Here is a 13,626-nt window from a genome sequence, read left to right as displayed (position 1 = left end):
TATAGTGTTCAGATTATTTAACAAACAAAAAGCCGATGAAGCAATTCCGGAATGGTATCCGGAACTTCAGGAATCGCAGGAAAAATGGTTTATCTTTTTAGAAAAATTAGAAGCCAAAATAGAAGAATTTGCAACTGCAGCAATTCCCGAGCTCAAAGAAATTATGCAAAGCGACGACGATTTGTATAAAAGAACTTTCCACAGAGTATATTCTGGCGTTAATGGTCAATTATCAAATATAAGACAAAAAGCCAGAGATACTTACGATGAAAAGATACTAAAAGTTTATCAAGATTACAATTCGTATATTTCTGTTTTAAGTAAACATCATAACCTGATTTCTGATTTTAGAAACGATTGTTGTGACCGTTATAATGATTTTGAAGAAATATGCGAATATTGGAGAAATCAAATCGAAAAAACTCAGAAACGTGATCTCGAAATCGAATATAAAAAGATCTTAGAAGAATACGAAGTAATTAAAAACAAATTCAACTGTACACAATGTGGGGGAAATATTCAAATCGAGAAAATCTTTTTACTTGAAACTTATATTTCATGTCCATATTGCCAAACGCAAAATACTTTTGCACCAAGCACACATGCAAAGAATCTACAGAATATTGCAAGAGATTTAGCAGATCAAAGGACTGCCCATCTATACGAAGCTTTTGAAACCGAAAATAACAAAGAGCGCGAACTCTATTATGAGATACATGAACTGAGTTTGAGTAAAATTCATGAATCAGACAAAAAAGTAATTGCCGAAATTCAGTCAAAAATGAATGATTTAGAAGAACAAAGACAATCTGTTATTAAGAATGCTCCAAAATTATATCAAGTTTATTTGCGTGCAATGTATGACGAATGGAATGCAATTGTACCTGATTTAAAAGAGCACAATGAAAAAATGTATCAAAATCAATTACACAAAAAATAATTTATTAATCCTTAAAAATAGACCAATGTTTAAAAAACTTTTTGGAGCCTTAGAAGGCGAAAGCAGACAAGAAAATCAAAATTACGAACAGCCTCAATCTTCAAATGATAATTATGAAGACGATTACGAAAATGAAAATCAGGAAGTAGAATACGATCCTGATACTTTGCACGGAATTCATTACGATATAGAAGATTTTGATAATGAAGTGACATCAAGAGCTGAGGCATGGATTCAGGATGAGCGCTCGCGCGGAGAGGAACTGAGGGAAAAAGATACTCAAAGCATCTATCTTAATTACAGAAGAGAAGTTTATAAGGAATGGAACAATTGCGATTCAGATCAAATGATAAGGTTTGAGAAGGCAAATTCATTAAAATATACCGGAGTTCAAACTTCAGGTTTTGTGAAAGTAGACGATGATAATCCATTTCTTGAGCCAGTTCATGGCCTATCTTTAAGAGATTATACTGCCATGTGTTTAAAAATTAGTGCCGGAATCGATTATCAGGAAGTTTGCAAAGCAATGGGCATTGAACCTATAATCTGGGAAGAATTGAATACAATCTGGCCACAGCGTATGGGCGAAGATACTTCTTTTACCGTTACAACATTGTTTGGACAATATTATGCTGAAAGTGTAACAATTCCTCAGCTGGAAAATCTTAAAACTGAAATTTCTGAAGAAGGATTAGCTAATCTTGAAAGAATCAAAACAGACCGTTATTTTTATGAAGAATTGGCCGGAGCAAGACAAGCTGCTTACGAATATGGAATTGATGGTGCCCAATGGATTTTAGATACGTTCGGAATTAATCTCGCTGACTTTCAATCTGTGGCAATGCAGTGGATGACAGAGCAAAACCAAAACTGGAATGCAGAAGATGTTACAGCGTTCTCAAATCATCAACAAGAAAAACAAAAAGAATACGCAGCAAAATTTGCTGCAGAACAAGGCGGAAATATTGCTGATGATGTAAGCTTTTAACTTCTATTTTTAATAATTTTTATATCCGGTTTGCCTTCGCAAATCGGATTCTTTTTTTGTAAGCAGATTTTGATGTAAAGTTTTGTGTATGACTTTGAGAATAGTTTTTTTTATTTTCACGCAAAGACGCAAAGTCGCAAAGTTTTAAATCCAATTGCTTAAACAATACTATTTTTCTCTAAAGCTTTTTACTAAGTCACCAATTCTTAAATCATAGAAAAAAACTTTGCGACTTTTTGTCTTTGCGTGAGATTTATTAGTCACAACATTTAAAAATCAGGTTTGCAGGAGCAAGTCGGATTTTTTTTCTATTTTCACCTGAGATAAAATACTCTAATGAAATATAAAAAATCTGCAGTAACAATACTTTTAATCATTTTTCTCTTTGTACTGTTTAGTTCTTCCTTTTTTGGAAATATATGGGGTGCTTTAATTGATCCTAATTATTACATACCTAAACAGTCCAGTGTTTTTATTTTTAACGCCACGGTGATGCAAAACGGATCCAGTGATGCCTGGATTTATGGAGAAGATTACAACAATTATTACTATAATACAGGATTAACAAAAGAAGAGATTATCTTATTCACTAAAGAAGAAGCCAAAAAATGTCCGAATTTTAATGCTTTAAACAGCAAAACCTGGTGCGGCGTACAACAGGCAGGTATTTCAGAATCCCCTAAATAAAAATAGTAACCTTTTAGTATCAAATTACAAGACGAATTCTAACAATAAAGTGGTAATTTTGCGGCTCCCCAAAACAAATCTACCCATGAAAAAAATATTTTTCATTATTTTGCTTACTGTTATTTTTTCGACTAGTTTTTTTGCCCAGACAAAAACCGGAACACCAAACATCTTCGAAAAAAAGTACGATTACGTCAATGACTTCGAAAAAATTCTGACTCCAAAACAGGTACAAACTTTAAGTGCAACTTTAAAATCCTGTGAAACAAAAACCGGACACAAAATTGTTTTAGTGACTACCTCGTCCATTAGTCCTTACACAGACCTTAGCGATTACTCTTTAGACCTTGACAAATATCTAAATACAACGCTAAAAATCGATGCTTCCATTATACTGGTGATAAGCAAACAATTAAGGCAGATACAAATTCGCGGACTCGAAAAATTACGTAACAAACTTAGCGACAAGGAAGTAGAAAACATCGTATCTACTTTTGTAATTCCCGAACTAAAAAAAGGAGATTACTATAAAGGTTTACAGGAAGGTACAGACCGAATTATAAAAAAGCTGGAATAGAAGAAACTTTGATTTGATCTGGAGTAAATAGATAAAAGTATAATTTTGAATAAAATATATTTCTTTTAGAAACCATTGTCATCCTGAGCGAAGTCGAAGGGCACCCTGAGCGAAGTCGAAGGCTATTCTACACTAAAAGGGCTTCGACTCCGCTCAGCCTGACAAAAGTTTTGAATTCCACCCAACGAGTTAAATTTAAATTAAAATCCGATTTGTGAAGCAGGCCGCATTTTTTTTGAGCATTTCCTTTTGATTTTCTAAAAATCACCCAAACCCTTTCCCTCCTGTTACATTCCCAAAACAAAACAATTACCTTTTTAAATTGTTAAAACCCAAAATACCAATCATAGTTGACAGCCAAAAAAATCGTGTCACAAATTGACAATTCCAACGATATAAAATTGAGCTAATTTTAACATTTCTGTTCAAAAATACCCAAATGTTAATTTTAAAAATATTTCATTTTAACAGTTAATATTTCTGTTACGTTTGTACCATAAACTCAAATAACTATGACTGAAATTACTTCCTATTGGTGGGTATTATTACTAGTATTCTCCATTTTATTTTACAAATTTGTACTTCGTGTTTTCTTCGGAATGGTAATCGTGCCCGAAGACAAAATTGGTCTTGTGACCAAAAAATTCGTTTTATTTGGTGCCGACAAATCTCTTCCCGATGGCAGAATCATTGCTACAAAAGGAGAAGCAGGTTATCAGGCACAAACTTTAGCTCCCGGATTGTACTGGGCCATGTGGATCTGGCAATATACGGTAGACATGACCGGATTTACCATCATTCCGGAAGGCAAAATCGGGCTTGTTTTAAGTAAAGACGGAAAGGAAATTCCAACCGGACGTATCCTGGCCCGAAAAGTAGACAGCGACAACTTTCAGGATGCCACCTCTTTCTTAAATAATGGTGGTCAGAAAGGACGTCAGACTGCTTTTATTACAACAGGTTCGTACCGTATTAATACCTTTCTGTTTGAAATTGTAATGGCAGATCAGATCAAGATTTACGAAAACATGATCGGAATCGTTACCGCTCTCGATGGCGAACCGATTCCGCAAGGGCAGATTGCCGGAAAATTTGTAGAAGGACACAACAACTTTCAGGATTTTGATCAGTTTCTGGACAAAGGCGGAAACCGTGGTTTACAGCCACAGGTGATGCTGGCAGGTTCCTATTACATCAATACCTGGGCAATTCTGATTGAACAGAATCCAATGACCGACGTGCCTATTGGTTATGTCGGAGTTGTAATCTCTTATATTGGTGAAGACGGACAGGATGTTACCGGTGATACTTTCAAACACGGAAATATTGTTTCAAAAGGACAGCGTGGGGTCTGGATGGAACCACTTGGACCCGGAAAATATGCCTTAAACAAATACACCACCAAACTTGAAGCTGTTCCGACCACCAACCTGGTTCTAAACTGGGCCAATGCAAGAAGCGAATCTCATAATTTAGATAAAAATCTGTCTACCATTACCGTTCGTTCCAAAGATGGTTTCCCGTTTAATCTGGATGTGGCACAGATCATTCACGTTCCCGCTGCCGAAGCACCAAAAGTTATTGCCCGTTTCGGAAGCATGAACAATTTAGTTTCACAGGTTTTAGAACCTACGATTGGTAACTATTTCAGAAACTCGGCTCAGGACAGCGATGTGATTTCGTTTTTATCTACCAGAAAAGAACGTCAGGAATCTGCCAAAAACCATATCAAACTGGTGCTGGACGAATACAATGTAAATGCCGTTGATACCTTAATTGGTGATATCGTTCCGCCGGATTCCTTAATGAAAACGCTAACCGACAGAAAACTGGCCGAAGAGGAACAAAAAACCTATCAAACCCAAAGAATGGCGCAGGAACAACGCCAGGGAATGGAGAAAGAAACGGCGATTGCCGACATGCAGAAAGAAATCGTTCGTGCTTCACAAAGTGTCGAAATTGCGCAACGCACCGCTGATGCCACCGTTAAAAAAGCAGAAGGAGATGCTACCAGTTTAAAACTAAACGTAAACGCCGAAGCCGAAGCGACAAAAATGCGCGCTAATGCTGAAGCGGAAGCTACAAAAGCCAGAGCCGGGGCACAAGCCGAAGCGACCAAACTTAATGCTAGCGCTGAGGCTGAAAGAATCTCAAAAACCGGTTTAGCCGAAGCGGAAAAAATCATGGCGATTGGTAAATCTACAGCCGAATCGTATCAGTTACAGGTTACGGCGATGGGCGGTGATAATTTCACAAAATACAAAGTTACCGAGGAAATTGGCAAAGGAAACATCAAAGTAATTCCTGACGTATTAATCACCGGAAATGGTGGTTCTGATGGTTCGATCAGCGGTTTATTAGGTTTGAAACTCATGGAAATGATGGATACCGACAAAAACATAAAGAATCCTAAAAAATAATTCGTTTCAATTTTTAATACTAATCCGATTTGTGAAAGCAGGTCGGATTTTTTTGTTCCTAGAATAATTTTAAACCAGTCAGTTCAATAATTGGTTGACTTATTTTTCTTTTTAATTATATAAATAATCAACGTGTCGTATTTTAATATGACAAATTTCTCGGCAATTTGCATGACATTTGATTTATGACACGAGAACACATTTTTTTATATAATTATACGACAATGATACATTCAAGAAAACTAAAAATTCACGCGATATACAAATCAAGAAATCGCAAAATCACAACAACTCCTGTAATAAGACTTGCTGGCAAATGGCTTAAAGAACTTGGATTCATTGAAGGTCAAATGGTAAACATAAAACAACAAAAAAATAAGCTCACCATCACGATTGAAAAAAAAATATAAAAAATCATTTTTCTTTCAACCAAAAAAACAGCGATATTCAATAACTTTATCACTAAATAAAAAAAGTAATGAAAGAGATTTATATTGTTGAATTTCCATCTAATTTGGGATTAAAAGAACCGCAACCCGGAAAAGAACCGGGCGTAAAAAACCTGCCTGATTGGTTCTGGAAACATAATTTACACAAGATCATTCAGCCCAAAAATACCATAAGACTTGACGCGCCAAAGTATTCCAATAGCAGAGATGCCGAAACGCAAATTCTAAATGCCAATTCGCTGGCAGGTTACGCCAGAGAACAGGCTTACTTAATCAACAACTTACTTTCCCAGAATAAATTTCCGTTCGTAATGGGAGGAGATTGCAGCATTCTCCTTGGAGTTGCTATTGCTTTAAAACAAAAAGGAAATTACGGCCTGTTTTATCTGGACGGACATACCGATTTCATGGACGTTTCCTTATCTGAAACCGGAGGCGTGGGCGGAATGGCAGCCTCAATCGCAACAGGAAACGGACCTGAAAAACTAACCAATATACTCGATTTAAAACCTTATATAAAAGAAGAAAACCTTTGGTGCGTGGGCAACCGCGAATATGATAATGACTATGAAAATGAAATTCGCAATTCTTCCGCGACTTACATAAGTCTTGAGAAATTAAGAGAACAAGGTATTTCAAACTGCATTCAATCCTTTCTTTCTGAAGTTGAAAATAAAAACCTCGACGGTTTCTGGCTTCATATCGATGCAGATGTTTTAAACGATTCCATAATGCCCTGCGTAGACAGCCGCACTCCGGACGGTCTTACTTATGAGGAATTTAATGAGCTTACCTCCTATTTGTTTCAAAGTGATCAGTTAACCGGGCTTGAAATCACCATTTTAGATCCCGATCTCGACAAATCGGGTCAGTACACCAAAGATTTTGTACAAAACTTCACGACTACATTCAAAAAACACAACACCATAAATCCTTCACCTGAAGATCAGGATATCTAAAATTTTATTTTAAATTAGTTCAGGAAAAGATGTTTTAAAAAACAGGACTATTTAAATTTTCGAAAAAATGACATTAGAAGAATACAAAAAAGAATTTACAGAAGACGATGCCGTTGGCTGGTTAGAAATCGACAAACAATTCGACCGCCTTTACCCAAATCAGGAACCCAAACATTTTGCTCCGGCGATATCGTATATGCTGGGTGGAGAACACCCACTGGACGGCGTGAGTATTTACGAAAGCAAAAAGCAAACGGATCATTTTCATTTTGTGACCTATGGTTTTTCGGAATTGTATTATGATGAAGAAAAATTGGACAGTGAATACAGTAAATGGGGATTTGAACTTACTTTCAGATTAAAACCCTTTGCCGGTGATACTGAAAACCCGGGCTGGGCAGTGGCGCTGCTGCAAAACATTGCCAAATATGTCTTTAGCAGCGGAAACTGGTTTGAAGAGTTTCATTATATGCCTGCCAACGGACCTATCCGACTCGATACCGAAACCGAAATCACCGGCTTGCTATTTGTAACCGATCCCGAAATCGAAAAAATAGAAACGCCGCACGGTGAAGTTACTTTTCTGCAAATCGTCGGAATTACTACCGCCGAATTTGACGCTATAAAAGAAGGAAGCAGAACGGTTGAAGAAGTAGTACAGGAATTAAAAGAAAACAATCCGTTATTAATTACGGATCTTACCCGAAAATAATAAAACAGCCTTCTTAAACCTTTATCCAAAACTAAAAATGATAAAAAAAATTGCTTTCCTATTCGTATTATTTCAATTACTTTCCTGTAGCAGCAGCAGTAATATGCTTGCTACCAGTGAAAACTCCTTAAACGGAAAGTGGAACTGGGTCAGTTCAACAGGAGGTTTTATAGGTTCAACCATTACACCCGCATCGGAGAAAAAGACAATGACTATTGAAATTTCAAACTCCACTATCAAAAGATATGAAAATGGAAAATTGCTGTCTGAAAATACTTTTGAAATAAAAAACCTGCATTCGATTTACGGAGATAATAAAAAAATGATTGTCATCGAAGACAGGCCCAATCAGTCTTTTGAAATTAAAGACAACAAATTATTTCTAAACGATGAATGTAATGATTGCTATCAATCGGAATACGTTCGAATAAAATAAAACGATAATCAATCCTTAAAATGAATAAAATAAAAATTGTACTGGCACTTCAGCTGATTTTCTTTTTCTCGTACGCAAACCCAAAAGTACATCAGCCCGTACTTGGCAGCCCTAAAGAAATGACTTTCGACAAAAGTGAACTGGCCAAAAAATGGCTCGTAAAAGCTATTGAAAATTTCTTTAAACAGGAATCTGCCGATATGAGTTCCATAACAACAAAAAGTTATAACGAATACAAATCCGACGCGATGAATATCGATATGGGCGAAGAAAGCCTGACATTAGAACAGTTCAATAAAAAATGGAAAAAAAAATATGATGTAAAATATGTTGGCTATGATGGTTTTCTAATTTCCGGTCAGGACTGGGGAAAAATTGTGGTTTCTAAATGTGAATTATCAAGCGCAAAAGGAAATGTATATATCTTTCAGGTCATCATAAAAGACACCCAATATAAAGCCACCTACAAAAGGGACATCAAAGTTATCGAATCCGGAAAATCATTTTTAATTGATGATGTGAAGGAATATTAGGGGTGAAAATTTTAAATTCCAAATTCCAACAATCTAAATTCTCAAATCTAAAAATCCAAACTTTAAAATTCCAAATTCCAACAATCTAAAATCTTACAATCTTACAATCTAAAAATCTAACAATCTAACAATCTAAAATCTAAAATCTAAAAACCTGTCCGAATCTACCTTAAAATTGTCTGTAAACGACCTAAGATATTGATAAACAGAACGTAAATTTATGGTACTAATTTCTAAAATCATAGACAATGAATACACAGGACTTTACCACGACTCTTGTCACCGACCATTCTGCGGAAGACGTTTTTAATGCCGTTACGAACGTTCGCGGCTGGTGGTCGGAGGAAATTGAAGGAGATGCAGCTCAATTGAATGATACGTTTAAGTACCGCTACGAAGATGTGCATCGCTGTAAAGTGAAATTGACTGAAGTAATTCCCAACCGGAAAATAGTCTGGCTGGTGGAGGAAAATTACTTTAATTTTACAGAAGACAAAAAAGAATGGACAGGTACAAAACCAACTTTTGAGATTTCGGAAAAAGACGGTAAAACAGAACTTCGTTTCACGCATTTTGGCTTAGTTCCCGATTACGAATGTTTTGAAATCTGCAAGGATTCATGGACTAACAGCCTTAAAAAACTTATCACAACCGGAAAAGGCCAGCCAAATGGCAAAGACAAACCTCAAACCGAGAATGAAAAGAAATTATCGGCAAAATAATTTCAAAAAAACATTATTCCTGTTTTAGACTACGACAATAGTAGATTTGGCTACAGCGCTTATTATGATGTTGCAGAACTTTGTAACATCATAAAAAACAGACAAATGAAAATTATTATTACAGGTTCCCTGGGGAACATCAGCAAGCCAATGGCTCAGGAGTTAGTGCAAAAAGGGCATGAAGTGACGGTAATCAGCAGCAGTACTGAAAAACAGGCAGAAATTGAAGATTTGGGGGCTTCGGCAGCGATTGGTTCGGTTGAAGATGTAGCATTTTTAACCAAAACTTTTACGGGAGCAGATGCCGTATATTGCATGATTCCGCGTTCAAATTATTTTGACCCAAATCTTGATCTGGATGCTTTTACCCGTAAAATCGGAGATAATTACGCTGAAGCTATTCAAAAATCAGGTGTAAAACGCGTTGTTTTCTTAAGCAGTATTGGCGCACATTTAGAACAAAATTCCGGAATTATTCAGCTATATAATGAGATAGAAACCGTTTTGAAAAAACTGGATGCCTCCATTACCTTTATGCGTCCGGCTTCATTCTTTTATAATTTAGAAGCTTATATTCCGCAGATTAAATTTCAGGGAGTTATTGCTACGAATTACGGAGCTGACAAAATGGTACCCTGGGTTTCTCCAAATGATATTGCCGCTGCCATAGCAGAAGAAATTACCACCCCGCTTAACGGAAAAAAAGTACGTTATGTTGCAAGCGAAGAGCTTACAGGTGACGAAACGGCCCGTATTTTAGGTGAAGCCATTGGAAAACCCGATTTAAAATGGGTTCTGATCAGTGATGAAGAAGCCTTAAACGGATTGATAAATGTCGGCATGCAGCCCAAAATTGCAGCAGGACTGATCGAAATGTACGCCGGACTTTACAATGGTCTACTGGCCGAAGATTACGCACAAAACAGGCCAGCAGTAATGGGAAAAACAAAACTGGCCGATTATGCCAAAGAATTCGCTTCCGTTTATAATCAGAAATAAGTACCTTAGACTATGGCAAATCAACAACCGCTTCGAATAAAAAGCATCAGCGAATTTCATCAGTTTCGTAATTTGACAAAACCCGAGCATCCTTTAGTGAGCGTTTATAATTTCGAAGATTTAAAACATCTGAACGAAGAGGAACCGCGAAGCCTTATGCTTGATTTTTATTCGATTGCATTAAAACGAGGTGCAAATGCCAAAATGAAATACGGGCAGCAGGAATATGATTTTAAGGAAGGCGTTTTGTTATTTCTTTCGCCTGGTCAGGTTTTTTCTATAGAAGGTAATGCAGAATTACAACATACAGGATGGTCTTTATTGATCCATCCTGATTTTTTATGGAATACACCGCTTGCCAAAAAAATCAAACAATACGAGTATTTCGGCTATTCGGTTCATGAAGCCCTGCACCTATCGGACAAAGAAGAAAAAATGATTATCAATATCATCAAAAACATTCAGCAGGAATACCAGTCGAATATTGATAAATTCAGCCAGGAGGTTATTATTGCTCAGATTGAATTGCTGCTCACGTATGCCGAACGTTTTTACAACCGCCAGTTCATAACACGAAAAATAAGCAATCATCAGATTCTGGCCCGCCTTGAAAACCTGCTGGAGGAATATTTCAGTACGAACACTCTGGCTAAAAACGGATTGCCCACAGTGCATTATATTGCAGAAACCTTACATGTCACTCCCAATTATTTAAGCGTATTGCTAAAAACACTCACAGGTCAGAGCACGCAGCAGCACATTCACGATAAACTGATCGAAAAAGCCAAGGAAAAACTTTCCACAACCAATTTATCCATTAGCGAAATTGCTTACGAACTCGGTTTTGAGCATCAGCAGTCTTTCAGTAAATTATTCAAAACCAAAACCACCGTCTCCCCTTTAGAATTCAGGCAGTCTTTTAACTGAATAAGAAATCTCCTGATCAGGAATACCATGCATAATTTTCATAAATTAGCTGCATTGTATTGCGCGAAAAGTTAATAAAGCAATAATTTTTAAATTCTTAGGCTGTTATTTCTTAACTTAGTTAGCTTTTAAATTTTTGGAATCATGACTAAGAAATATATTGCAAAGGACTTTTTGAAACTGGCTGCAAAAGGACATTCGCATGAGGCATTTCGGCTTTATGTGGGCGTGAATTTTAAGCATCATAATGTTTATTTTAAAGGGGATGCCAATACTTTGATGCTGGCCATGGAAGAATCGTCAAGACAAAATCCAAATAAGATTTTTGAAATTCATCATACTATTGGAGATAAAGATATGGTTGCCGTACATTCGCATGTAAAGCAAAATACCAACGATCGCGGTATTGCCGTAGTTCATATTTTCAGGTTTGAATCTGAAAAAATAGTCGAGCTCTGGGATTTAGGACAAGCCGTCCCTCCCGAAATGGTCAATAAAAACGGGATGTTTTAGTTTTCAGTCGCAGTTTTTAGTCGCAGTCTTCAGTAACAGTTTGCAACCGGGACTAGAAACCGGGACTGAAAACTAAAAATTTGTCCGGCTGAGCGAAGTCGAAGCCCCGCAACGGAAATCCCAACTTCGATCAGACTGAAAACTGAGACTGAAAACTGAGACTGAAAACTGAGACTGAAAACTGAGACTGAGACCAAAAACCGAGACTAATTTAAATAACAAAAAAAGTGGCACAAAATAAAACGACAGAAACCGAAAACAGTGTGACTCATTTTATCAACGCTGTCGAAGATGGAACAAAGAGAAACGACTCATTGGAACTGATCAAACTGATGCAGCAACAAACCGGGTATACACCAAAAATGTGGGGCGCAGCGATTATTGGTTTCGGAACCTACCATTATAAATATGCCAGCGGTCATGAAGGTGATGCACCGCTTGTGGCTTTTTCGCCAAGAAAAGCTGCCATCTCTTTTTATTGTTATCTGGAACCCGAAAACAGGGAAGAATTACTTTCCCAGCTTGGAAAACACAAATCAGGAAAAGGCTGTATTTACATCCATAAAATAGCGGATATCAATATTGAGGTCCTCAAAAAAATGATTTCCCTTTCCGTTGAAAACTTAAATAAATTATATCCACCCCAATAAACTATGAACCTCACTTTTATTCTACTTATTCCTTTAATCCTTGTTCTTATTTACGTTTTCAAACATCCGCGCTATGGTAAAAAGCCAGCCGGCGAAAGACTGGCGCTGATTCAAAAATCGCCGCAATTTAAAAACGGCAGATTCGAAAACGAAAATTTCACGCCCGAACTTGCAGAAGGTTATGGCTATTTTGATGTAATTTCTAATTTTTTGTTCAAAAAAGTACACCGAAAAATTCCGACCGATTTAATTCCTTCTATCAAAACCAATTTACTGGAACTTCCTGTTTATCAGGATGTCTTAGTCTGGTTTGGACATTCCTCTTACTTCATTCAGCTTGAAGGAAAACGTTTTTTAATCGATCCCGTTTTTAGCGGTAATGCCTCTCCAATTTACGGAACTACAAAAGCATTTAAAGGAACTGATATCTATACGGCCGATGATTTTCCTCCAATTGATTATCTGTTAATCACACACGATCATTATGACCATCTGGATTACACAACTATTTTGCAACTAAAGCCAAAAATAAAAACAATAATCTGTGCGCTTGGTGTGGGTTCACACTTTGAGTTTTGGGGATTTCCAAAAAATACTATTATCGAAAAAGACTGGCATGAAAAAATAGAACTGGATGCAAATCTCACACTTTACACCGCTCCGTCCCGACATTTTTCGGGCAGGGGGCTTAAACGCTGCAATACGCTCTGGACTTCATTTGTATTAGAAACCAGCAACTTTAAAATGTATCTTGGCGGCGACAGCGGTTACGATACGCACTTTGCAGACATTGGTGCTAAATTTGGCCCTTTCGATCTGGTACTTATCGATAACGGCCAGTACAATCCTGCGTGGAAATATATCCATAATTTGCCTGAAGATGTCATCAAAGCGATGAAAGACCTGAAAGCAAAAAGAGTTTTCCCGGTACATTCCTCAAAATTTGCACTGGCCCTGCATCCGTGGGACGAACCATTGAAAAAAGTAACGGAATTAAATGCTTTATCAGAAAATCCAATTCCGTTAGTCACACCAAGGATTGGCGAATTAGTGGAACTCAAAAATGAGAATCAGGAATTTCAACAATGGTGGAAAGGATTGAACTAAATGATTA

16 protein-coding genes are annotated in these 13,626 nt (G+C 36.9%); all 16 read left to right on the top strand.

Annotation, left to right across the window (positions count from 1 at the left end; genetic code table 11):
• The first annotated feature begins 4 nt into the window (after positions 1-4).
• Positions 5-940 (top strand): hypothetical protein, encoded by a 936-nt coding sequence (locus D0817_RS12135; protein ID WP_238160862.1) that lies wholly within the window; start codon positions 5-7, stop codon positions 938-940.
• A 25-nt stretch (positions 941-965) separates the two neighbouring features.
• Positions 966-1,928, top strand: a complete 963-nt coding sequence (locus tag D0817_RS12130; RefSeq protein WP_127338640.1) for a DUF6620 family protein — start codon at positions 966-968, stop codon at positions 1,926-1,928.
• A gap of 336 nt (positions 1,929-2,264) precedes the next feature.
• Positions 2,265-2,615 (top strand): hypothetical protein, encoded by a 351-nt coding sequence (locus D0817_RS12125; protein ID WP_127338639.1) that lies wholly within the window; start codon positions 2,265-2,267, stop codon positions 2,613-2,615.
• 85 nt (positions 2,616-2,700) lie between these two features.
• Positions 2,701-3,192, top strand: coding sequence for a TPM domain-containing protein (locus tag D0817_RS12120; protein WP_127338638.1), 492 nt, complete (start codon positions 2,701-2,703; stop codon positions 3,190-3,192).
• Positions 3,193-3,704: 512 nt separating this feature from the next.
• Complete coding sequence (locus D0817_RS12115; RefSeq protein WP_127338637.1) at positions 3,705-5,612, top strand: SPFH domain-containing protein; 1,908 nt, start codon at positions 3,705-3,707, stop codon at positions 5,610-5,612.
• A gap of 224 nt (positions 5,613-5,836) precedes the next feature.
• The gene (locus D0817_RS12110) at positions 5,837-6,022 is read left to right on the top strand and encodes a SymE family type I addiction module toxin (RefSeq protein ID WP_127338636.1); all 186 of its coding nucleotides are present in this window, start codon (positions 5,837-5,839) and stop codon (positions 6,020-6,022) included.
• Positions 6,023-6,090: 68 nt separating this feature from the next.
• Complete coding sequence (locus D0817_RS12105) at positions 6,091-7,020, top strand: arginase family protein (RefSeq protein WP_127338635.1); 930 nt, start codon at positions 6,091-6,093, stop codon at positions 7,018-7,020.
• 67 nt (positions 7,021-7,087) lie between these two features.
• Positions 7,088-7,732, top strand: coding sequence for a suppressor of fused domain protein (locus tag D0817_RS12100; protein ID WP_127338634.1), 645 nt, complete (start codon positions 7,088-7,090; stop codon positions 7,730-7,732).
• A 37-nt stretch (positions 7,733-7,769) separates the two neighbouring features.
• The gene (locus D0817_RS12095; protein ID WP_127338633.1) at positions 7,770-8,168 is read left to right on the top strand and encodes a hypothetical protein; all 399 of its coding nucleotides are present in this window, start codon (positions 7,770-7,772) and stop codon (positions 8,166-8,168) included.
• Positions 8,169-8,188: 20 nt separating this feature from the next.
• Positions 8,189-8,701, top strand: coding sequence for a hypothetical protein (locus D0817_RS12090; protein ID WP_127338632.1), 513 nt, complete (start codon positions 8,189-8,191; stop codon positions 8,699-8,701).
• 248 nt (positions 8,702-8,949) lie between these two features.
• Positions 8,950-9,423, top strand: a complete 474-nt coding sequence (locus tag D0817_RS12085; protein ID WP_127338631.1) for an SRPBCC family protein — start codon at positions 8,950-8,952, stop codon at positions 9,421-9,423.
• A 105-nt stretch (positions 9,424-9,528) separates the two neighbouring features.
• Positions 9,529-10,422 (top strand): NmrA family NAD(P)-binding protein, encoded by an 894-nt coding sequence (locus D0817_RS12080; protein ID WP_127338630.1) that lies wholly within the window; start codon positions 9,529-9,531, stop codon positions 10,420-10,422.
• Between the two features lie 12 nt (positions 10,423-10,434).
• Complete coding sequence (locus D0817_RS12075) at positions 10,435-11,349, top strand: helix-turn-helix domain-containing protein (protein ID WP_127338629.1); 915 nt, start codon at positions 10,435-10,437, stop codon at positions 11,347-11,349.
• Positions 11,350-11,493: 144 nt separating this feature from the next.
• Positions 11,494-11,862 (top strand): nuclear transport factor 2 family protein, encoded by a 369-nt coding sequence (locus tag D0817_RS12070; protein WP_127338628.1) that lies wholly within the window; start codon positions 11,494-11,496, stop codon positions 11,860-11,862.
• A 227-nt stretch (positions 11,863-12,089) separates the two neighbouring features.
• Positions 12,090-12,512, top strand: coding sequence for a DUF1801 domain-containing protein (locus D0817_RS12065; RefSeq protein WP_127338627.1), 423 nt, complete (start codon positions 12,090-12,092; stop codon positions 12,510-12,512).
• A 3-nt stretch (positions 12,513-12,515) separates the two neighbouring features.
• Positions 12,516-13,619, top strand: coding sequence for an MBL fold metallo-hydrolase (locus tag D0817_RS12060; protein WP_127338626.1), 1,104 nt, complete (start codon positions 12,516-12,518; stop codon positions 13,617-13,619).
• The last annotated feature ends 7 nt before the right edge of the window (positions 13,620-13,626 follow it).

It is taken from the genome of Flavobacterium cupreum (assembly GCF_003996965.1).
Lineage (GTDB): Bacteria > Bacteroidota > Bacteroidia > Flavobacteriales > Flavobacteriaceae > Flavobacterium > Flavobacterium cupreum.
The sequence above is the reverse complement of the archived record's forward strand: the minus strand, read 5'-3'. Positions and strand labels throughout refer to the sequence as shown.

Coding starts and splice junctions, on each gene's coding strand:
- D0817_RS12060 (WP_127338626.1), top strand. CDS start 12,516: ATGAACCTCACTTTTATTCTACTTATTCCTTTAATCCTTGTTCTTATT.
- D0817_RS12125 (WP_127338639.1), top strand. CDS start 2,265: ATGAAATATAAAAAATCTGCAGTAACAATACTTTTAATCATTTTTCTC.
- D0817_RS12110 (WP_127338636.1), top strand. CDS start 5,837: ATGATACATTCAAGAAAACTAAAAATTCACGCGATATACAAATCAAGA.
- D0817_RS12070 (WP_127338628.1), top strand. CDS start 11,494: ATGACTAAGAAATATATTGCAAAGGACTTTTTGAAACTGGCTGCAAAA.
- D0817_RS12120 (WP_127338638.1), top strand. CDS start 2,701: ATGAAAAAAATATTTTTCATTATTTTGCTTACTGTTATTTTTTCGACT.
- D0817_RS12085 (WP_127338631.1), top strand. CDS start 8,950: ATGAATACACAGGACTTTACCACGACTCTTGTCACCGACCATTCTGCG.
- D0817_RS12100 (WP_127338634.1), top strand. CDS start 7,088: ATGACATTAGAAGAATACAAAAAAGAATTTACAGAAGACGATGCCGTT.
- D0817_RS12080 (WP_127338630.1), top strand. CDS start 9,529: ATGAAAATTATTATTACAGGTTCCCTGGGGAACATCAGCAAGCCAATG.
- D0817_RS12115 (WP_127338637.1), top strand. CDS start 3,705: ATGACTGAAATTACTTCCTATTGGTGGGTATTATTACTAGTATTCTCC.
- D0817_RS12095 (WP_127338633.1), top strand. CDS start 7,770: ATGATAAAAAAAATTGCTTTCCTATTCGTATTATTTCAATTACTTTCC.
- D0817_RS12105 (WP_127338635.1), top strand. CDS start 6,091: ATGAAAGAGATTTATATTGTTGAATTTCCATCTAATTTGGGATTAAAA.
- D0817_RS12130 (WP_127338640.1), top strand. CDS start 966: ATGTTTAAAAAACTTTTTGGAGCCTTAGAAGGCGAAAGCAGACAAGAA.
- D0817_RS12075 (WP_127338629.1), top strand. CDS start 10,435: ATGGCAAATCAACAACCGCTTCGAATAAAAAGCATCAGCGAATTTCAT.
- D0817_RS12090 (WP_127338632.1), top strand. CDS start 8,189: ATGAATAAAATAAAAATTGTACTGGCACTTCAGCTGATTTTCTTTTTC.